The following is a 21,050-nucleotide window of genomic DNA, read 5'->3' on the forward strand; positions in this document are numbered from 1 at the left end:
GCCGCCGAACCGGTCTCGAAGCCCGCGTTGCCGAGCAGCTGCGCCGGGGTGCAGGACCCGCCACCACCACCGGTGACCGTCCAACCGAAGCTGGTCGTGCCGGACTTGCCGGCCGAGTCCTTCACCGTGACCGTCACGTTGGAGCTGCCCGCGGCGGTCGGGGAGCCGGTGATCACGCCGGTGCCGGCGTTGATCGCCAGGCCGGCCGGCAGCCCGCTGGCCGAGTAGGACAGCGGGGCCGTCCCTCCCGAGGCCTTGATCTGCAGGTTGACCGAACCGCCCACCGCGGTGGACTGGTTGCCCGGGCTGGTGACGCTGACCCCGCCCGGGTTGGGCAGCGAGCCGACGTTGACGGCGGCCCAGGCGGTGGCGACCGCGTTGTACTCGGCGCTGTTGGCGCCGTACAGGTCGGTGGCCGCGCTCAGGGTCGCGGTGCGGGCCGCGGCGTAGTCGGTGGTGGAGGTCATGTAGGCGGTCAGCGCCTTGTACCAGACCTGCAGCGCCTTGTCCCGGCCGATGCCGGAGACGGTGATGTTGTTGACCGTCGGGCTGTTGTAGTTGAAGCCGTTGATGGTCTTCGCACCGCTGCCCTCGGACAGCAGGTAGAAGAAGTGGTTGGCCACGCCGGACGAGTAGTGGACGTCCAGGTTGCCGACGCCCGAGTACCAGGAGTCGGCCGAGGTGCCGTCCTTGGAGGGCTTGTCCATGTAGCGCAGCGGCGTGCCGTTGCCGTTGATGTCGATCAGCTCGCCGATCAGGTAGTTCGGCGGGTTGGCGGGCAGGTTGGCGTAGAACTCGACGCCGGTGCCCATGATGTCGGAGGTCGCCTCGTTGAGGCCGCCGGACTCACCCGAGTAGTTCAGGTTGGCGGTGGCCGAGGTGACGCCGTGGCTCATCTCGTGGCCGGAGACGTCGAGTTCGGTGAGCGGGTGGGTGTCGCCGCTGCCGTCGCCGTACGTCATGCAGAAGCAGCTGTCGTCCCAGAAGGCGTTGACGTAGCCGGTGTCGTAGTGCACCCGGCTCATCGCGCCGACGCCGTCGTTCTTGATGCCGTTGCGGCCGAAGTTGTTCTTGTAGAAGTCCCAGGTGACGGCCGCGCCGTACTGGGCGTCGACGGCCGCCGACTCACGGTTGCTGGCCTGGCCGTTGCCCCAGGTGTCGGAGGACTTGGAGAACAGCGTGCCGTTGCCGGAGGTGCCGTTCTTCATGTCGGTGGTGTACTGGCCGCCGCGGGTGGCGTCCTTGAGCGAGTAGGTGGAGCCGCTCTGGGTGGTGGTCAGCGGGACGGTGCCGACGAAGACGCCGGTGCCGCTGCCGCGCTTGATGCCGTCGGCCCTGCTGAGCACGGTGCCGGTCTTGGCGTCGGTGACGACGTGCAGCTTGCTCGGGGTGCCGTCCGACTCGCGGCCGTTGACCACCGTCTCCCAGGCGAGCTTCGGGGTGCCGTCGGCGGCCCAGACGACCAGCCGGGGCGCGCCGTCGACGGTGCCCTGCTCGGCGGCGAGGGCGGCCTCCTGGGCCTTCGGCGCGGCCAGCGCGGGGGTGGTGTCCACGCCGGCGAGGTTGGCCTCGCTGGCCTTGGTCACGCTCTTGGTGGCGCCGGCGGCGTCCTGGTGGACGATCAGGTCGCCACCGAGGACGGGGAGTCCGGCGTAGGTGCGCTCGTAGCGCAGGTGGCGACCACCGTTGGCGTCCTGGACGACGTCCTTGGTGACCAGCTGCTCCTTGCCGCTCAGGCCGAGCGCCTGGGCCAGGGAGGTGGTCTGCTGGTTCGCCGAGGCGATCAGCGCGGCCCGGCTCGCCTGCTGGCTGGCGACGGCGGTCGGCGCGTCCGGGGCGGCCTGTGCCATCACCGGTATGCCGGTGACCAGCAGCGCCGTGGTGGCGGCCATGACGACTGCCGCCTTCCGGACGTGAGCGTGACGTGACATGCGGACTCCTTTTCCGACCGGCGCGGGTGCGCGCACGGTGGAGAGAACCTGGGCCGCGGGGTTGCGGCGCAGTGGGGGCCCCCGTCGGGTGCGACGGGGGTGCGATGGCAGTGCTCACGAGTCGTGCGGGGTTTCTCTGCAGGTTGGGACGCGCTGCACCTGAACTGGAGCTGCTGCACCGGGGGGTGGGGCCCCCTCGTCTGCAGCCGGAGGAATCGTGGCAGCAAACGCGCCGTTAATGACAGATGCATGCCACCGATTGGCCGATTATTTACCGAAACCGTATGCACGACGTTCCGTCAGTTGTGTTACGTCATGACGAAGTCTTGAACACGGTTTTCATGCCCCCGGAAAAGTTCGATCACCACCGGAGGTGACTGACCAGCACTCAGGCCCGCCACCCGCCCCGCCGGGGCACGGCCGGCACCGGACCGGACCGGCACGTCACAGTTCCGGCCGTGCCACCACCGGATTCCGGCCATACTCCGCCCGGAACGGAACCGGGCCCCGCACCGCCCGAACGGCGATGCGGGGCCCGGGAGTCGGGGCCGACGGAATCAGCCCTGCACGAACACCGCCACGGTACGACCCGGCACGGTGAAGGTGCCGGTCGCGGCGTCGAAGCCGGACTGCTTCACCACCCCGTCCACCCCGCCCGCCTGGACGGGGTGCAGCGCCTGGCTCGTCCCCTTCAGGGCCGCCACGGTCTGTGCCTGCGCGGTGGGCGTGGCGTTGAACACCACGGTGACGCCCTTCTGGGCCCCCGCCAGCCCGGTGCCGTCCAGGTGCAGGGTGATCACCCCGGGCGTCTCACCGGGCGTGCCGGAGAGCGGGTACGACAGCCGCTGCTGGACGTCGGCCAGGGTCGGCAGCGAGAACAGCGGCGAGGACTGCTTGATCCGCAGGAAGTCCTGGAACTGCGCGCTGGTCGCCCGGATGTCGGCCGCGCCGACGGTCAGCCGCGGGTCGGCCAGCAGGGACTTGGCGGCCGGCCAGAGCTCCTGGTTGTCCTTCGCCATCGGCAGGCCGCGGCCCCAGCCGTTGCCGTCCGACGCCCCTGTCGACGGGTCGGGCCAGTGGATCGCGTTGAACCAGTCCCCCGAGTCGTAGGAGTTGGAGTCCAGCGACTTGGAGCGCAGCAGGTCGCTGCCGGCCTGGGCGAAGCCCGCACCCTGGGTGAGCGCGGTCAGCGACAGCCCGAGCGCCTGCATCCGGCCCCGGTCGGCGGGCGAGGTGCCGGTCGGCAGCTTGTACGCGAGCGCGTCGAACAGATCGGTGTTGTCGTGGGCGTCCACGTACTCCACCGCCTCGCCCGGCTTGGCCGCGTACCCGGTCGGGGCGCCGTTGTAGTCGACCTGGGCGCCGGTGACGGCCTTCCCCGCGCTGTCGGTGAAGGAGTACCCGGCCAGGTTGCCGGTCAGTCCGACCTGCAGCTGGTCCATCTGGTGCAGCAGCCGGGCCTTCTGCTCCGCCGGACTGCCGTTCGCGGCCGAGCCGTTGGGGTCGGTGTACAGGCCCGAGGCGAAGCCCTGCTGGGGCGCGGAGCTCAGCATGAAGTTGCCACCGCGGGCGGCGTCGCGGATCCGGTCGTCGAAGGTGGCGATGCCGGTGCCGGCCATGGTGGCCTGGGTGGCCTGCTCGAACCGGGCGTTGTTCGCGACGGTGCCGAAGTTCCAGCCCTCGCCGTAGAGGAAGACGTTCTTGCCGTCCACGCCGTCGGATTCGGGCGTCATCTTCCGCAGTGCGGCCTGCACGTCCATCATGGTGGACTTCGGGTCCAGGCCCATCAGGTCGAAGCGGAAGCCGTCGACCTGGTACTCGCGGGCCCACAGCGTCACCGAGTCGACCACCAGCCGGTTCATCATGGCGTGTTCGGGCGCGGTGTCGGCGCAGCAGCTGTCCGTGGTCACCTTGCCGTCGGCGTCCAGCCGCTGGTAGTAGCCGGGCACCACCTTGTCCAGGACGGAGTGCTCGGCCTGGCCGGCGGCCGCGGTGTGGTTGTAGACCACGTCCAGCACCACCCGCAGCCCGGCGGCGTGCATCGCCTGGACCATCTGCCGGAACTGCACGGTACGGGCCGTGCCGTTCGGGTCGGTCGCGTACGAGCCCTCCGGCACGTTGTAGTGCAGCGGGTCGTAGCCCCAGTTGTAGGCGTCGTCGGCGGCGACGGCCGCCACGCACTCCTGTTGCTTCGGGCCGTCCGGGGGAAGGGACTTGAGGTCGCAGGCGGGCAGCTTCTGGTCCGCCCGGTTCTCGTGGACGGTGGCGATGTCGAAGGTCGGCAGCAGGTGGACGGTGGTCACGCCGGCCTTGGCGAGGTCCCGCAGGTGCTGCATCCCGGCCGAGTTCGACTCGGTGAAGGCCAGGTAGGTGCCGCGCTCGGCGGCCGGGACGCTGGTGTCCTCCACCGAGAAGTCCCGGACGTGGAGTTCCTGGATCTGCTGCTGCGCGGGCGGGACGGCCTTCGGGCGGGCCTGGTCGTCCCAGCCCGCCGGCTTGAGCTCCTTGGCGTCGAGGTCGGCGACCAGGCTGCGCTTGGAGTCGGTGGACAGCGCGACCGAATACGGGTCGGTGACGGTGTTGACCACCAGCTGCTGCACCGAGGGCGCCCAGACCTTCACCTGGTACAGGTAGTACGCGCCGTCCAACTCCTTCCTGTCCCGGACGACTTCCCACACGCCGGTCTCGTCGTCCAGCTTCATCGGCAGCGTCCTCGGGTTGCCCCCGGTGGCGCTGTCGAAGACCTGGACGGACACCTGCTGGGCGGTCGGTGCCCAGAGCGAGAGCGCGACCTTGCCGTCGTAGTACGCCGGGCCGAAGTCCACCTTTCCGGTCCGGCGGGCGTACAAGTCGTCCAGCACGCCCGGGGTCTGGACTCCGGTGCCGGCCGACACCGCGCCGCTGGGCAGGTGTTCGGTGAACAGCAGCTGGCCGCGCAGCGCGGCCGGGACGCGGGCGGTGTCCCGGGCGTCCACGGTGAAGGCCCGGTATCCGGCCAGATGGGGGTACTTGGCCTTCTGGGCGTCGGTGAGCCCGCCCGCGACGGGGGTGAGCCGGATCCACCGGCCCGGCTTGGTCAGCACGCCCTTGTCGGCGCGGATGCCGCCCTCCGGGTCGTAGACCAGCTGGGCGCTGGTGCCGCCGGCCAGGGCGGCGTCACCCGCGCCGTAGCCGGCGGGGACGACGACGGTCTTCGCGTCGATCCACTGGGCCTTGGCGCTGCCGAGGTCCAACTGCGAGGAGGCGGCGGGGTTCTGCGGCAGCAGGTAGCCCTCGCGGCCGCCGAGGATCCACACCTCCTTGCCGTTGACGGCGAAGTCCAGCGACTGGTCGGCGGGCAGGTCCTTGTCGTTGCCGTGGTGGAGGATGTAGCTGAGGCTGGTCGCCCCGGGGGCGAGCGGCACCTCGAAGACGGCGCCGAAGGCGTCGCGGCGCACCGGCGTCAGCGGCTTGCCCCAGTCGGTGGGGGTGGCGGCGCCGGTCCAGTCGTGCAGGCCCCAGCCGTCGTAATCACCGTCGGCCCGGTTGTAGTGGATGACGGCCGTGTCGGCGGGCTGGCTGTTCGCCGGGCCGGGGTCGGCCGTACGGACGGTGGCGTCGCCCTGCTTCAGCCAGACCTCGCCGGTGGCGCCGACGTCGACGTGGCGGTCGGCGTCCACATCCTTGACGCCGTTCTTCTCCACGATGAAGCCGACGTCCGAGGCGCCGGGCTTGAGCCGCACGTACGCGAAGGCGCCGTACGCGTCCCGCCCGGTGAAGGCGTGCCCGGCGGGCCACTGGGTGCCCTCGCCGTCGGCGAGGTCGCCCCAGGCGTAGAGGTTCCAGCCGTCGTAGTCGCCGTCCGGACGGTTGTAGTGGACGACGGCGTACGGGCGGGCGCCGGCGGTGGGCACCGGCTTGGGCGCGGGGGTGCCGGTGGTGAAGCTCGCGGTGGCGGAGCGCAGGTGGCCGCTGGAGTCCTGGACGACGGCCTTGTAGCGCACCACCGTGCCGGGGGCGACGGCGCTCAGGTCCTGGGTCACCGCGAAGAGTCGTTGGCCGTCGGAGCCGGACGTGCCGGTGTCGGCCGTGCCCAGCGTCTGCCAGGGCCCGTTGCCGGTCTGGGCGGCGAAGCTCACCCGGTTGAAGCCGCCGTCCGTCCTGGCGCCGATGGTGACCGGCCCGGTGGACCCGTCCGCGGGCGGCCGCACCGACAGCTGCGGCGCGGCGGCCACCGGGGCGAGCCGGGCCCCGGCCTTGAACACCACGGAGGACAGCGCCGGCACGGTCACCGTGACCTTGCGGTCGGCGCCGCTGGTGATCCGCGCGCCCGTCGACGGGTAGACGGAGTCGAAGCCCATGCCCGCCGAGAAGGTGTCCAGGGTGGCGGTCTTCGCCTCGGTGGCGTTGTTGACCGCGACCAGGTACTCGACCTGCTGCCCGGCGTCGATCCGGGAGAAGGCGTACACGCCCGCGCCGTCGGCGGCGTAGCGCTCGATCTGCGCGCCGTCGGCCAGCGCCGGGTTGTCGCGGCGCAGCTTGGCCAGGCCGGCGATGCCCTGGTAGAGCTCGCCGCCCTGCCCGTAGCGGTCGGCGGGGCCGGAGGGGCCGCCGAGCACCCGGTCGCCGTTGTACGAGGCCGTCCTGGAGGCGAACATGTCCTGCCGGGCGTCCTTGTCGCCGCCCGCGCCGGTGAAGCCCTGCTCGTCGCCGTAGTAGACGACGGGCTGGCCTCGGGTGAGGAACTGCAGCTCGTTGCCGAGCCGGTCCTTCTTCAGCAGGGTGGCGTCGTCGGCGCCCGGGTTGTCGGCGAGCAGGAAGGAGCCGAAGCGGCCCATGTCGTGGTTGCCGAGGAAGGTCGGCAGCTCGTAGGCGTCGGTGTCGGCGCTGGTGTAGCGGTAGTCCTGGCCGTAGACGTCGGCGAGGTTCCTGGCCGAGCCGCCCTGGGAGACGTAGGAGCGGGCCGCGCCCTGGAACGGGAAGTCCAGGGTGGCCTGGAGCTTGCCCTTGGTGACGTAGGGCGAGGTGACGGCCGGGTCCCCGGAGTAGACCTCGCCGAACATGAAGAACCGCTTGTTGCCCTGCTTGGCGGCGAAGTCCTTGAGCGCGGGCGCCCACTGCTGCCAGAACGCCATGTCGACGTGCTTGACGGTGTCGATCCGGAAGCCGTCCACCCCGGTGTCCTTGACCCACTGCTGGTAGACCTGCTCGAAGCCCTGGACCACCCGGGGGTTCTGGGTGTCGAGGTCGTCCAGGCCGTTGAAGTCGCCCTCGGTGGCGGACTCGCCGACGAAGGTGGAGTCGCCCCGGTTGTGGTAGAGCGCCGGGTCGTTGAGCCAGGACGGGCTCTTGGCCTTGGCGTCGGCCGGGGTGCGGAAGACCGGGGTGTAGGGGAAGGAGTCCTTGGTGATCTTCGGCCAGGGGGCTCGGGCGTCGGCGATCGCGGTCTCGTCGACCGGGTTGCCGTCCACGTCGAGGGTCGGGTAGGCGCCGGTGGAGCGGTAGCCGTGCTGCTGCTCGGCGTCGTCGATGACGTCGGCGGTGTGGTTGGTGATGACGTCGAAGAAGACCTTGATGCCGCGCGCGTGCGCCTTGGCTATCAGCTCCTTGAGCTGCTCGTTGGTGCCGAAGTGCGGGTCGACCTGGGTGAAGTCGGTGATCCAGTAGCCGTGGTAGCCGGCCGAGGCGTCGGCCCCGCTGCCCTGCACCGGCTCGTTCTTGAAGATCGGGGCCATCCAGATCGCGGTGGTGCCGAGGTTCTGGATGTAGTCGAGCTTCTGGATCAGGCCGGCCAGGTCACCGCCGTGGTAGAAGCCCTTGTCGCTCGGGTCGAAGCCGTTGTCCAGCCGTCCGCCGGTGATGCCGCCGGTGTCGTTGCCGGTGTCGCCGTTGGCGAAGCGGTCGGGCAGGACGAAGTAGTACTGCTCGCGGGTGAGGTCGTGCCGCCCGGCGGTGGCCGCCAGTGCGGCGTCCGAGGGCGGGGCCGGCGGGGCGGCGGCGAGGGCCGCGGGGGCGCCGCCGAGGGTGGCGGCGGTCAGCGCGGCGGCCAGCAGGGCGGCCGTGCGGCCGGGTCTGCGTCGGATACGGCTCCGTCGGGGGCGGAGCGCGGCATCGGTCACTGAGGGGCTCCCTTAGGGGAAGGGGCGATCGATTTCCCAGGAAGCTAGCGGCCTGCAATATGTTTCAGCAAGATGCAGAAAGGGTTTCGTGCCGGGAAAATCCAGGTCGACGACCCTCCCGGCCACCCCGGTTACGTCCCAACGGCGGACAGCGTGACAATGGGACGTATGTCCGTCCCACCGGTAAGCACCAGACTCGATCGCACCCCCTACCCCGGTGGGATCCGCCCCCTACCCCTGGAGGGGGACATCCGGTGAAGAATCCACTTCCAGAGGATGAGCAGACGGCTACGAGCGGTCTGGCAGACTTCTCGTCCATGGGGGAACCGACCGAGATCCAGCGAGGCGACGCCGGGCGCGCCGACGCGGCCCACGGTGGCGGTTCCGAGGCAGCCAGGGCCACTTCGGCCCGGCAGCCCGAAGGAGCCACCCGTGCCGCCCAGTCCCGCACCGCCGCCCTGCGCAACCGCATCCGGAACCAGCGCCGCTCACCGGCCCGGCCGCGGATCTGGATCGAACTCGCGCTGATCGGCATCAGCTACTGGATCTACTCGATCGTCCGCAACGCCGTCCCCGAGCAGGAGGCGGTGGCGCAGCGGAACGCGCGCTGGATCTGGGAGTTGGAGCAGCACCTCGGCATCGCCGTCGAGCGCTCGATCAACCACGCCATGGACAGCGTCGGGTGGCTCATCACGGGGATGAACTACTACTACGCGACGCTGCACTTCATCATCACGATCGGCGTGCTGATCTGGCTCTACCGCTGGCACCCCGGCCGCTACGTCGCGGCCCGCACGGTGCTGTTCGTCACCACCGGGATCGCCCTGGTCGGCTTCTACTTCTTCCCGCTGGCCCCGCCCCGGCTGATGACCGACGGCGGCTTCATCGACACCGTGAAGGCCCACGGCACCTGGGGGTCGTTCGCCTCCGGTCCGGCCGCGCACGTCTCCAACCTGTACGCGGCGATGCCCTCGATGCACATCGGCTGGTCGATGTGGTGCGGCCTGGCGATCTTCTTCCTGGCCCGCCGGACGTGGGTCAGGGCGCTCGGCCTGATGTACCCGCTGGCCACCCTGACGGTCATCATCTCGACCGCCAACCACTTCTGGATGGACGCCGTGGGCGGCGAGATCTGCCTCACGGTCGGCTTCCTGACCGCCCGCTGGCTCTACCACGAGTGGGTGTACAAGCTGCCCCAGGTGCCCGCCCGGGAGGCTTCCGAGGAGCCGGTCACCGTCCCCGAGCAGTGGAGCGAGCCGGCCGTCAGCAGCGCCCGCCGCTAGGACCTGGCCGCGACGAGGGGCCCCCGCGGGGCCCCTTTCGCATGGCCGCGCAGGCTCAGCCCGTCCCGTAGAACAACCGGTCCACCACCGCCCGGGCCCGCCGGGTGGTGCGCCGGTAGTCGTCCACCAGCTCCCCGCTGTGCCCGGCGCCGTACCCGAGGTAGCGGGCCACCCCGGCCAGCTCCCGGGCCTCCCCGGGGAAGCTGTCCCCCGGCCGCCCGCGCACCAGCATCACCGCGGAGCGCACCCGGGAGGCCAGCACCCAGGCCGCCTCCAGCACCTCCGCGTCGGCGGGCTCCACCAGCCCGGCCCCGGCGGCGGCCGCCAGCGCGGCCCTGGTCCGGGTGGTGCGCAGGTTCGGCACCTCGTGCCCGTGCTGGAGCTGGAGCAGCTGCACCGTCCACTCCACGTCCGCCAGCCCGCCCCGGCCGATCTTGGTGTGGGTGGTCGGGTCGGCGCCGCGCGGCAGCCGCTCGGCCTCGATCCGCGCCTTGATCCGGCGGATCTCCATCAGGTCCCGCTCCGGCACCCCGGCGCCCGGGTAGCGCAGCGGATCGATCAGCTGCCGGAACCGCGCGCCCAGCTCCTGGTCCCCGGCCACCGGCTCGGCCCGCAGCAGCGCCTGGCTCTCCCACGCGTGCGACCAGCGCCGGTAGTACGCGGCGTACGAGGCCAGGGTGCGCACCAGCGGGCCGCTGCGCCCCTCGGGCCGCAGGTCGGCGTCGACCAGCAGCGGCGGCTCGGTGGAGGGCGCGGCCAGCAGGGTGCGCAGTTCGTTGCAGATCGCCTGGGCGGCCCTGGCCGCCTCCTGCTCCAGCGAGCCGAGCAGCGGCTCATGGACGAAGAGCACGTCCGCGTCCGAACCGTAGCCCAGTTCGTGCCCGCCGAAGCGGCCCATCGCGATCACCGCGATCCGGGTGGGCAGGTCCCCGTTCTCGGCCTCCCAGCCGGCCGTGCAGGCGCGCAGCGCGCCCTGGAGGGTGGCGGCGTTGAGGGCGGTGAGCGCCTCCCCGGCGACGTCCAGCGCCTCGGCCGGGTGCTCCCCGAGGCGGCCGAGCACGTCGGCGGCAGCCGTCCGGAACAGCTCCCGGCGGCGCACCGAGCGGGCGGCGGCCACCGCGGCGCCGGTCGAGCCGGCCCGGCCGACGGCGGCCAGTATCTCCGACTGCAGGGCCGCCCGGCCGCGCGGCGCCAGGCCCTGGGGGTCGCCGAGCATGGCCACCGCCTCGGGGGCGCGCAGCAGCAGGTCGGGGGCGAGCCGGCCGGCCGACAGCACCCGGGCCAGCTGCTCGGCGGCGGCGCTCTCGTCGCGCAGCAGCCGCAGGTACCAGGGGGTGCGGCCGAGCGCGTCGGAGACCTGGCGGAAGTTGAGCAGCCCGGCGTCCGGGTCGGCGGATTCGGCGAACCAGCCGAGCAGCACCGGCAGCAGGGTGCGCTGGATCGCGGCCTTGCGGCTGACCCCGGAGGCGAGCGCGCTGATGTGCCGCAGCGCGGCGGCCGGGTCGGCGTAGCCGAGCGCCTCCAGCCGGGCCCGGGCCGCATCCGGGGTCAACCCGGCGGCGCCGGGCGGCAGTTCGGCGACGGCGTCGAGCAGCGGCCGGTAGAACAGCTTCTCGTGCAGCCGCCGGACCTCCACCGCGTGCCGCTTCCACTCGCGCTGCAGGGCGGCCACCGGGTCGGAGCGGGTGTCGTCGTTGATCAGCGTGGCGAGCGAGCGGGCGAGGCGGCGCTGGTCCTCCTCGGCGGTGGGCATCAGGTGGGTGCGGCGCAGCCGGTGCAGCTGGATGCGGTGCTCCAGCGAACGCAGGAAGCGGTACGCGGTGTCCAGCGAGACGGCGTCGGCCCGGCCGACGTACCCGCCGCGGGAGAGCGCGGCCAGCGCCTCCAGGGTGTTGCCGCTGCGCAGCGCCGGGTCGGTGCGGCCGTGCACCAGCTGGAGCAGCTGGACGGAGAACTCGACGTCGCGCAGCCCGCCGGGGCCGAGTTTGAGCTGGCGGTCCAGTTCGGGGGCCGGGATGGAGTCGATCACCCGGCGGCGCATCTGCTGCACGTCGGTGACGAAGTTCTCCCGGGCGGCGGCCTGCCAGACCATCGGGGCGAGCGCCTCGACGTAGGCGGCGCCGAGTTCGGCGTCCCCGGCGACCGGGCGGGCCTTGAGCAGCGCCTGGAACTCCCAGGTCTTGGCCCAGCGCTGGTAGTAGGCGAGGTGGCTGGCCAGGGTGCGCACCAGTGGCCCGTTGCGGCCCTCGGGGCGCAGGTTGGCGTCCACCGGCCAGATGGTGCCCTCGCCGGTGGTGTCCGAGCACAGCCGGGTGAGCGCGGCGGCCAGCCGGGTGGCGGCCTGGACCGCCTCGTGCTCGGCCACGCCCTCGCGCGGCTCGGCGACGAAGATGACGTCCACGTCGGAGACGTAGTTGAGTTCGCGGCCGCCGCACTTGCCCATCCCGATCACCGCGAGCCGGCAGGCCGCGGCGGCCTCCGGGTCCTGGTCGGCGGCGAGGTCCAGGGCGGTCTGCAGGGTGGCGCCGGCCAGGTCGGCGAGTTCGGCGGCGGTCTGGGCGAGGTCGGTGGTGCCGGTGAGGTCGCGGGCGGCGATGGCCAGCAGGCAGCGGCGGTAGGCGACCCGCAGCGCGTTCTCCGGGTGGTGCTGGGCGCCTTGGACGCCCTCGGCGAGGGCGCGGCGGAAGTCCGCCGGGCCGGGGTGCATGTCGCGCAGTTCGAAGGTGACCAGCACGTGCCAGTCGTGCGGGTGCCGGGCCAGGTGGTCGGCGAGCGCGGTGGAGACGCCGAGCACGCCGAGCAGCCGGTCGCGCAGCGGTTTGGAGGTGGTGAGGGTGTCGCGCAGGGTGTGTCGTTCGGCGTCGTCGGCGGCCTCCAGCAGCCGGGCCAGGCCCAGCAGTGCGAGGTCGGGGTCGGCGGTGGCGCCGAGCGCGTCCAGCAGCACCGGATCGTCGGCCAGGCCCTCCAGTCCGGGGCCGTCCAGCAGCCCTACGGCCTTCGCGGGATCGGTGAACCCGCGCCGGACCAGCCTGATCTCGGGCCGGCTGACCCGGCTCCCGGCTCGCTGCTCCTCCACGCCATCGCCCTCCCAGCACGCCCGGCGGCCCGCGCACGTGCCCGGGCCCTGGACCTACCTTCCCAGGAGCCGGTCCGCCCGCGCCACGGGGGCCGTGGCGCGGGCGGCCGTAACGGTGTCAGGCCCGCTCCGGCATCCGGTTCACCAGGTGCCAGAGCAGCGCCGACAGCAGTACCGAACCGGTCGCGGCGGTGCCCGTCAGCAGCAGGGACTCCCGGTCGAGCAGGCTGCCGGAGACCGCGCCGAGCACGCCCAACCCGGCACCCGTCAGGGCGAGGCCGAGTCGCCGTCGTTCCGACATCCGGGTGATGACGCCCCGGCGTCCTTGACGGCCGGTCCAGGACGTCAGATGCCGGCCCAGCACCCATTCCCGGAACATCACCCAGAGGGAAACGACGGTGCCCATGGTGCCCACCACGAGATAGGCCGGATAGCAGCTGAGCGTCCGCCGGATCCCGATTTGCAGGGCCGCCGTTCCGAAGGTCAGCGCCACCATCATCAAGAACCACACACCCATCCAGCGGAAGGCGTCGAAATGGGCGAACCTGGTGACCAGCTGATAAAGCAGCGAGACGTATCCGGAGGCCATCAGGACACTGTCCACGAGCATCGCACCGAATACCCGGGTGAATCCCCAGTTGCGGAAGAACAGACCGCGGTGCTTGTACAGCGCCTGCGCCCAGCCCGCCGCCCACCGGTGGGTCTGCGCCCAGTAGACGGACCAGCTGCCCGGGTCGCGCACGCACACGTACGCGCCGGGCACGAATCCCGCCTTCCGCCCCGCCCGGTTCATCTTGAGCGCCAGTTCGACGTCCTCGCAGAGGCTGTCGGTGGACCAGCCGCCGACCGCCCGGACCGCCTCCGTGCGGTAGACGCCCGCACAGCCGGACAGTACGGCGACCCAGCCGTGCCAGGACTCGACCGTCCGGGACATCCGGTGGGCCGCCGCCCACTCGATCACGCGCGAGCGCTGGAACACGCCCTTGACGGCGTGCGGCGTGACGGACATGCAGACGCCGCCGTAGTCCTTGGCGCAGATCCGTTCCAGGCACATCTCCAACGCCCCGTCGGAGGCGAAGTAGCCATCCGCGTCGAGCAGGGCGACGAACTCGGTGGTCACCTCCGCGAGGGCGAGGTTGAGCGACTCCGGCTTGCTCCTCCGGTCGACCTCCAGCACGTCGGCGCCGCACCGCCGGGCGATCGCCACCGTGTCGTCGGTACAGGAGTCCGCGATGACCAGCACGGTGCGCGGCCGCGCCGTCTGACCGAAGGCGGACTCCACCGCGGACGCGATGAAGTCCGCCTCGTTGTGTGCCGGAATCAGCACGGTCAGCGACTCGGTCACCGCCGGGCGAACCACTTCACAGCCGCACCGATCGCGGCGGCGGCTCCGCCGGTCGCCAGCAGCGCCAGGGAGGCGACGCCAGTATGCGCGAGTCCGTACATGATTATTCCTCACTGACTGGTCCGACTTCTTGTCCGGTGAATTCATGCGCAAATCCGAAGGAATCGGCGAGCATCGGGCCACCGCCATAAAACCCACGCGAGATCTATCACGAACCGGCCGATGCGCCTCAATAACACACCAATCCGGGGCACGCGATCCGGGGTGCTGGTACGAAATTCATCCGGACGGCTCCGTCTGATGCGCGGAGTGACCGCGCGCCCCGGATGCTGGGCGTCATGGCAATGCGACTCCTGCTGGCAATGGCGGTGACGGCCGTCGCTGCGGTGACCGGCGCCCCCGCGTCAGCCGCGCCCGCCGCCCCGCTCGCCCGGGACACCTCCGTGCTGCTGGAACGGTTCGAGACCCTGGATCTGGGCCCGGGTCACCGGTGGGGCTGGCAAACCGCCGCGTACGCGGACTGCACCGAGAACCCGGACAGCTGGAAGCTCGACCGGTTGACCACCGACGCGCTGAGCACCGCCGACGGACGCCTGACCATCACCGCCACCCACCGCCCGGACGGCGCCTGGGACACCGGCCTGCTGACCACCGGCGACTCCTGCGACTCCGGTGGTTCCGGAGTCCAGGTCCGCACCGGCGACCTGGTCACGGTGCACGTCCGGCTGCCCGCCGCGAACACCGGCGCCTGGCCGTGCCTGTGGACCTGGCGCGACGGCGGCAACGAACTCGACCTGTTCGAGTGGTACGCCGACCACCCGGACCGGATCGAGTTCGTCAACCACGTGCGCTCGGGCAGCACCGTCTACTCCGGCCCGGAGATCGGCCCCGAACGCTGGGTGTACGTGGCAGTGCGCCTCGGCGACCAGAACGACACCTGGTACGTCGGGCCGTCCCAGGACGAGATGACGCCGGTCTGGTCCGACGGGACCGGCGTCGGGCCGGACTTCGCCGCCTACCTGATCCTCAACCTCTCGATCGGCGACGGGACCTTCCACGACCCGCCGTCGCGCACCGACCCGGTCACCATGCAGGTCGACCTGCTGAGCATCGACCGTCCCAGGCGGTAGGCGGGCCCGGCCGCCGGACGCTCCGGGCGGGCGGCCGCTCAGCGCAGCTCCGGCGGCGGCACCCGCCCGGGCGTCATCGCCTCCTCCCGGACCAGGCTCCCCCAGACCACCAGCCGGTAGAGCGAGGTGTACGCCGGTGTGCACGTCGTCAGGGTGATGTAGCGCCCCGGCGAGCGGTACGGCGAGCCGACGGGGACGGGTGCGATCACGCCCACGTCGTCGGGAGAGGTCTCCGGCAGCACGCCGTCGACCCGGTAGACGTACCAGCGGTCCCTGGTCTCGACCACCAGGGGGTCCCCCGGGCCCACCTGGTCCAGGTCGTGGAACTTCGCACCGTGGCCGTCCCGGTGCGCCGCCAGGGCGAAATTGCCCGCACCCTCCCAGGGCGGCACCGAGCGGTACGGCCACGTGTACACGCCGGCCACTCCCGCCGCCAGGGTCTCGTCGTCCGTGCCGAGCCTGATCAGCACCTGGTAGTCCCGGCCCATGGCGGGCACGTGCAGGAAACCGAGGTCCGCCCCGCCCAGCCCGGCAACCGGCGCCGAGGGCTCCGCAGTCGGCGCCGGGGCGGCGACCGACCAGCTGTCACGCAGCCGCCCGGCGGCCCGGCCCGCCTCCCGGTCGGACACCACGTTGCTCCACCAGAGCGAGTACGCCGCGAAGAGGGCCACCAGGAGGCCGAACGTCAACAGCACGTCCCCGAAACCCCGGGCGGCCGCCCGCACCACCATGCCGATCCGCTGCCGCTGCGCCACCCCGGTCCTCCTCACCACGGCTCAGGCGGCAACTCCAGCGCTCCGCCCGACCCGTGGCAAGCCAACACACTCCGGCGCGGCGCTCCTCCCCCGAACGGAGTAGGGCCGCGGCCCGCGCCGGAACCCCCGCCGCACGCCCCCTACAGCACCTGGAGGTTCTTGCGCAGCTCGAACGGGGTGACCTCGGAGCGGTACTCCTCCCACTCCTGGCGCTTGTTGCGCAGGAAGAAGTCGAAGACGTGCTCGCCCAGGGTCTCGGCGACCAGTTCGCTGCGCTGCATCAGGTCGATGGCCTCGCCCAGGTTCTGCGGCATCGGCTGGATGCCGAGGGCGCGGCGCTCGGAGTCGGACAGCGCCCACACGTCGTCGTCGGCGCCGGGCGGCAGCTCGTAGCCCTCCTCGATGCCCTTGAGGCCGGCCGCGAGGGTGACGGCGTAGGCGAGGTAGGGGTTGCAGCCGGTGTCCAGCGAGCGGACCTCGATCCGGGTGGAGCCCTGCTTGCCCGGCTTGTACATCGGCACCCGGATCAGCGCCGAGCGGTTGTTGTGGCCCCAGCAGATGTACGAGGGGGCCTCGCCGCCGGCGCCGGCGGTGCGCTGGGAACCGCCCCAGATGCGCTTGTAGGAGTTCACCCACTGGTTGGTGACGGCGGCCGTCTCGGCGGCGTGCCGCAGCAGGCCGGCGATGAACGATCTGCCGACCTTGGAGAGCTGGTACTCGGCGCCGGACTCGTGGAAGGCGTTGCGGTCACCCTCGAACAGCGAGAGGTGGGTGTGCATCCCGCTGCCGGGGTGCTCGGAGAACGGCTTGGGCATGAAGCTCGCGTGCACGCCCTGCTCCAGCGCGACCTCCTTCATGACCAGCCGGAAGGTCATGATGTTGTCCGCGGTGGACAGCGCGTCGGCGTAGCGCAGGTCGATCTCCTGCTGGCCGGGGGCGCCCTCGTGGTGCGAGAACTCGACCGAGATGCCCATCGACTCCAGCATGGTGATCGCCTGGCGGCGGAAGTCGTGGCCCACCCCGCGCGGGGTGTGGTCGAAGTAGCCGGACTGGTCGGCGGGGATCGGCGGGGTGCCGTCGCCGGGCAGGTTCTTCAGCAGGAAGAACTCGATCTCGGGGTGGGTGTAGAAGGTGAAGCCCTGGTCGGAGGCCTTCTCCAGGGTGCGCTTGAGCACGAATCTCGGGTCGGCGTAGGAGGGCGAGCCGTCCGGCATCAGGATGTCGCAGAACATCCGCGCGGTGCCCGGGGTCTCCGAGCGCCACGGCAGGATCTGGAAGGTGGTCGGATCCGGCTTGGCGATCATGTCGGACTCGTACACCCGGGCGAATCCCTCGATCGCCGAGCCGTCGAACCCGATGCCCTCCTCGAAGGCCTGTTCCAGTTCGGCCGGCGCCACCGCGACCGACTTCAGGAAGCCGAGCACATCGGTGAACCACAGCCGGACGAACCGGATGTCACGCTCTTCGAGCGTCCGAAGCACGAACTGCTGCTGCTTGCCCATGGGGACAGTCTCACCTCTGCTCTTTACGCTCGTGTTACGCCCGGGAGGCCCCCGAAAGACCACGTAAAGCGATTGCCCCCATCATGGCCGATCCCCGCCCGGCGCGGCAGGGCCGACCCCCGGTCCGATCGCCCGCACGGGACATCGCGTCAGTTAGACGATTAGACTTCGGGGCATGCCCAATCTCCGTCTCGCCCTGAGCCAGATCGACCCCTGGGTCGGTGACCTCGCCCGCAACAGCGCTGAGGTGGTGCGCTGGACCAAGCAGGCCGTGGAGGCCGGCGCCCAGCTGGTCGCGTTCCCCGAGATGGCCCTGACCGGCTACCCGGTCGAGGACCTCGCGCTGCGCCGCTCCTTCGTGGAGGCCTCGCGCGGCGCCCTGGTCGAGCTGGCGGGCCGGCTGGCCGACGACGGACTGGGCGAGGTGCCGGTGGTGGTCGGCTACCTCGGGCGCTCCGAGCACGCCTCGCCGCGGTTCGGCCGCCCCGCGGGCTCGCCGCAGAACTGCGCCGCCGTGCTGCACCGGGGCGAGGTGCTCACCCGCTTCGCCAAGCACCACCTGCCCAACTACGGCGTCTTCGACGAGTACCGCTGGTTCGTCCCCGGCGACCAGCTGCCGGTGCTGCGGCTGCACGGGGTGGACGTCGCGCTGGCGATCTGCGAGGACATCTGGCAGGACGGCGGCCGGGTCACCGCCGCCCGCGAGGCCGGGGCCGGACTGCTGCTGGTGGTCAACGGCTCGCCGTACGAGCGGAACAAGGACGACCAGCGGCTGGAGCTGGTGCGGCGCCGGGCGGCCGAGGCGGACTGCGCCCTGGCGTACGTCAACATGGTCGGCGGCCAGGACGAGCTGGTCTTCGACGGAGACTCGATCGTGGTCGGCGCGGACGGCGAAGTCCTCGCCCGAGCACCGCAGTTCGAGGAGCACCTGCTGGTCCTGGACCTCGACCTGCCAGCCGCGAGCAGCGACCACACCGACGGCCTGCTGCTGAGCGACGGGCTGCACCTGGTCCGCACCGAGCTGAGCGACCGGCCCGCCCCGGCCCCGGCCGGGAAGCCCGCCGCCGGCATCGCGCCGCGACTGTCCGACGAGGCCGAGATCTGGGCCGCGCTGGTCGCCGGCACCCGGGCGTACGTGGCCAAGAACGGCTTCCGGTCCGTGCTGATCGGCCTCTCCGGCGGCATCGACTCGGCGCTGGTCGCCGCGATCGCGGTGGACGCGGTCGGCGCCGACAACGTGCACTGCGTCTCGATGCCCAGCCGCTACTCCTCCCAGCACTCCCGGGACGACGCGGCCGAACTGGCCCGCCGCACCGGGCTGCACTTCCGGACGGTCTCCATCGCCCCGATGTTCGACGCCTACCTCGGCGCCGTCGAACTGACCGGCCTGGCCGAGGAGAACCTCCAGTCCCGGCTGCGCGGCACCCTGCTGATGGCGATCTCCAACCAGGAGGGGCACATCGTGCTCGCGCCCGGCAACAAGAGCGAGCTGGCGGTCGGCTACTCGACCCTGTACGGGGACTCGGTGGGCGCGTACGGCCCGATCAAGGACGTCTACAAGTCGCTGGTCTTCCGCCTCGCCCACTGGCGCAACGAGGAGGCCGAGCGGCGCGGCGAGGTGCCGCCGATCCCGGAGAACACCATCACCAAGCCGCCGTCCGCCGAGCTGCGGCCGGACCAGGTGGACAGCGACTCGCTGCCGGACTACGACCTGCTGGACACCGTGCTGGCCCGGTACATCGAGGACGACGAGGGCCGGGACGCGATCGTCGCGGCCGGCTTCGACCCGGCCGTGGTGGACCGGGTGGTCCGACTGGTCGACACCGCCGAGTACAAGCGGCGCCAGTACCCGCCGGGCCCGAAGATCTCGGTCAAGAACTTCGGCCGGGACCGCCGGCTGCCGATCACCAACCGCTGGCGGCGCGGCTAGCCGAACTCGGTCCGGCCGCACCCGGCCGCACCCGGCCCAACTGCGCTCTGCCTAGCCGAACTTGTAGGCGGCGACCACCGCGAGGTGGTCGCTGCCGTCCCGGGGCAGGGTGCGCGAGTCCACCGGCCGGAGCCCGCCCTTGCTCATGATCTGGTCGATCCGCGCCATCGGGAAGGCCGCGGGCCAGCTGAAGCCGAAGCCGTCCCCGGCCGCGCCCTGGGCCGAGCGCATCTGCGAGGTGACGGGCGCCAGGCTGCGGTCGTTCATGGTGCCGTTGAGGTCGCCGAGCAGCAGCACCTTCTTCACCGGCTCGGCCTGGATCGCGTCGCCCAGCGCCTGGGCGCTGACGTCCCGCTGGTTGACGGTGAAGCCGCCCTCGGCCTTGAGCCGCACGGACGGCAGGTGGGCGACGTACACCGCGACCGGGCCCTGCGGGGTGGTGACCTGGGCGCGGAACGCCCTGGTCCAGCCCATCTTCAGGTCCACCGGAGAGACGTCGCCGATCGGGTACTTCGACCAGAGCCCGACCGTCCCCTCCACGGTGTGGTGCGGGTACGTCCCGGCGAGCCCGGTCTCGTACTCCCGCAGCTGTGGGCCGGCCAGCTCCTGCAGGGCGACGATCTCGGCGCCGGAGGCGACGAGGCCGCGGACGGTGCCCGGCACGTCGGTGTTGCCGGCGGCGACGTTGTGGCTGACCACCGTCCAGTCGCCCTTGCCGCCGCTCTTGTCGGACACCAGCCCGCCGAACAGGTTGACCCAGAGCACGGTGGGCAGCAGCAGGACGATCAGCGCGGTGGCGGAGCGGCGCAGCAGCGCGGGCACCAGCAGCACCGGGACGGCCAGGCCCACCCAGGGCAGGAAGGTCTCCAGCAGGCTGCCGAGGTTGCCGACGCTGTTGGGCACCTCGGCGTGGAAGGCCAGCAGCACCGCGGTGAGCAGGGCCAGCAGGGCGGTCAGCAGCCCGCGTCGCCAGGTGTTGGCACCGCGGGCGTCCCGGCCCCAGTGCCGCAGGCCGAGGAAGCCGCCGGTACGGCCGGTCGCCGCGCTCGCACCGCCACGGGCCGTGGTCCGTTCGGTGCTGTCCGCCTGCGCCATGCCGTGGCTCCCGTCGCTCGTGCCGTCGCCGGTCCGGCGTCCGGTCCGTACGGGTACGGGTGCGGCGCCGGACTGGTGCCGGTTTGATCGGATACCCGGCTCAGCCTATGCCGGGACAGACGCGCGGCCCGGAGAGCGGGTTCCGGCGTGGCCCGCTTTGGTGAGCCAGGCCACGTCCGGGCACGAAGCAGTGGGCCACCGGCCCTAGCGGGGCGCGAGGCCGTCGAGCACGGCGTCGACCATCTTGCGGGCGAGGTCCGGGTCCTCCAGGTCGGAGTCGTCCCACAGGATGCTGCGGTAGAGGATCGGGCCCATCAGCAGGTCGCCGAGCAGGTCGAGGTCGACGTCGTCGCGGATCACGCCCGCGGCCACGGCCTGGCGGATCAGGCAGAACCCGGCCTCCCGGCGCGGCCTGATCACCCGCTCCCGGTAGGCGGCGGCCAGCTCGGGGAGGGTCTGCATCTGGCCGAGGGCGGCCTTGAGCACCCAGCGGGTGCGCTTGGCGAGGCCGCGTCGGCGGACGTGGTCGACCATCGCGATCAGGTCGTCCCGGGCGGCGCCGGACGGCTCCGGCATCGGCACCTCCAGCCGGCTGACCACGTCGACCAGCAGGGCCTCCTTGTTGGGCCAGCGCCGGTAGATGGTGGCCTTGCCGACGCCGGCGGCGGTGGCGATGCCCTCGACGGTGAGCTCGGAGAGCGCGGTGCCGGCGGCCATCATCTCCTCGACGGCGGTGAAGATGGCCTGCTCGGCGGCCTCGCTGCGGGGTCTGCCGCGGCGTACCGCCGCGCAGGGCTGCCCGGTGTCGGCGCTCGGCGTGTCCGTCCTCATCCCCGCCGTCTCTCCCTCGGTGGTCCCGGCGCGCGGGCGCCGTCGGTGGTTCCGTCGGTCCGGCCCCGGGGCGG

General features: G+C 72.0%; 11 protein-coding genes. 3 read left to right on the forward strand and 8 right to left on the reverse strand.

Translation table 11 applies throughout. The features are described from left to right. On the reverse strand, positions 1 to 1,931 hold a 1,931-nt coding region (locus ACZ3YL_RS07855), incomplete at its 3' end, for a M4 family metallopeptidase (RefSeq protein WP_465656123.1). A gap of 557 nt (positions 1,932 to 2,488) precedes the next feature. Next, positions 2,489 to 8,029, reverse strand: coding sequence for a pullulanase-type alpha-1,6-glucosidase (pulA, locus tag ACZ3YL_RS07860; protein ID WP_465656125.1), 5,541 nt, complete (start codon positions 8,027 to 8,029; stop codon positions 2,489 to 2,491). Positions 8,030 to 8,346: 317 nt separating this feature from the next. Here pulA and ACZ3YL_RS07865 point away from each other — a divergent pair, with 317 nt between their 5' ends. After that, positions 8,347 to 9,312 carry a phosphatase PAP2 family protein gene (locus ACZ3YL_RS07865; protein ID WP_465656127.1) on the forward strand — a complete coding sequence of 322 codons (966 nt, stop codon included), beginning with the start codon at positions 8,347 to 8,349 and terminating at the stop codon, positions 9,310 to 9,312. A gap of 55 nt (positions 9,313 to 9,367) precedes the next feature. On the opposite strand, the gene ACZ3YL_RS07870 is transcribed toward ACZ3YL_RS07865, so the two are convergent. Both ACZ3YL_RS07870 and ACZ3YL_RS07875 read right to left on the reverse strand, forming a co-directional pair. Beyond that, positions 9,368 to 12,388 carry a bifunctional [glutamine synthetase] adenylyltransferase/[glutamine synthetase]-adenylyl-L-tyrosine phosphorylase gene (locus ACZ3YL_RS07870; protein WP_465656129.1) on the reverse strand — a complete coding sequence of 1,007 codons (3,021 nt, stop codon included), beginning with the start codon at positions 12,386 to 12,388 and terminating at the stop codon, positions 9,368 to 9,370. A gap of 118 nt (positions 12,389 to 12,506) precedes the next feature. Beyond that, positions 12,507 to 13,733 (reverse strand): glycosyltransferase family 2 protein, encoded by a 1,227-nt coding sequence (locus ACZ3YL_RS07875; protein ID WP_188302579.1) that lies wholly within the window; start codon positions 13,731 to 13,733, stop codon positions 12,507 to 12,509. 338 nt (positions 13,734 to 14,071) lie between these two features. Here ACZ3YL_RS07875 and ACZ3YL_RS07880 point away from each other — a divergent pair, with 338 nt between their 5' ends. Beyond that, positions 14,072 to 14,863: a LamG domain-containing protein gene (locus tag ACZ3YL_RS07880; protein ID WP_188302578.1), complete on the forward strand. Its 792-nt coding sequence runs from the start codon at positions 14,072 to 14,074 to the stop codon at positions 14,861 to 14,863. A gap of 38 nt (positions 14,864 to 14,901) precedes the next feature. Here ACZ3YL_RS07880 and ACZ3YL_RS07885 read toward each other — a convergent pair whose 3' ends face one another. Together ACZ3YL_RS07885 and glnA are read right to left on the reverse strand one after the other, a co-directional pair. Continuing rightward, a complete protein-coding gene (locus ACZ3YL_RS07885; protein ID WP_465656132.1) occupies positions 14,902 to 15,618 on the reverse strand; it encodes a class E sortase in 717 nt (238 codons plus the stop codon). A gap of 140 nt (positions 15,619 to 15,758) precedes the next feature. Continuing rightward, on the reverse strand, positions 15,759 to 17,120 hold the full coding sequence (gene glnA, locus ACZ3YL_RS07890; RefSeq protein ID WP_188302577.1) for a type I glutamate--ammonia ligase: 1,362 nt from the start codon (positions 17,118 to 17,120) through the stop codon (positions 15,759 to 15,761). 175 nt (positions 17,121 to 17,295) lie between these two features. On the opposite strand from glnA, the gene ACZ3YL_RS07895 reads away from it, so the two are divergent. Next, complete coding sequence (locus ACZ3YL_RS07895) at positions 17,296 to 19,050, forward strand: NAD+ synthase (protein ID WP_188302576.1); 1,755 nt, start codon at positions 17,296 to 17,298, stop codon at positions 19,048 to 19,050. Positions 19,051 to 19,101: 51 nt separating this feature from the next. Here the strand turns inward: ACZ3YL_RS07895 and ACZ3YL_RS07900 are convergent, their stop codons facing one another. Both ACZ3YL_RS07900 and ACZ3YL_RS07905 read right to left on the reverse strand, forming a co-directional pair. Next, a complete protein-coding gene (locus ACZ3YL_RS07900; protein ID WP_465656134.1) occupies positions 19,102 to 20,145 on the reverse strand; it encodes an endonuclease/exonuclease/phosphatase family protein in 1,044 nt (347 codons plus the stop codon). Between the two features lie 204 nt (positions 20,146 to 20,349). Beyond that, positions 20,350 to 20,976: a TetR/AcrR family transcriptional regulator gene (locus tag ACZ3YL_RS07905; protein ID WP_188302574.1), complete on the reverse strand. Its 627-nt coding sequence runs from the start codon at positions 20,974 to 20,976 to the stop codon at positions 20,350 to 20,352. Positions 20,977 to 21,050 lie beyond the last annotated feature (74 nt).

This window comes from Kitasatospora sp. NPDC023176 (assembly GCF_055560495.1).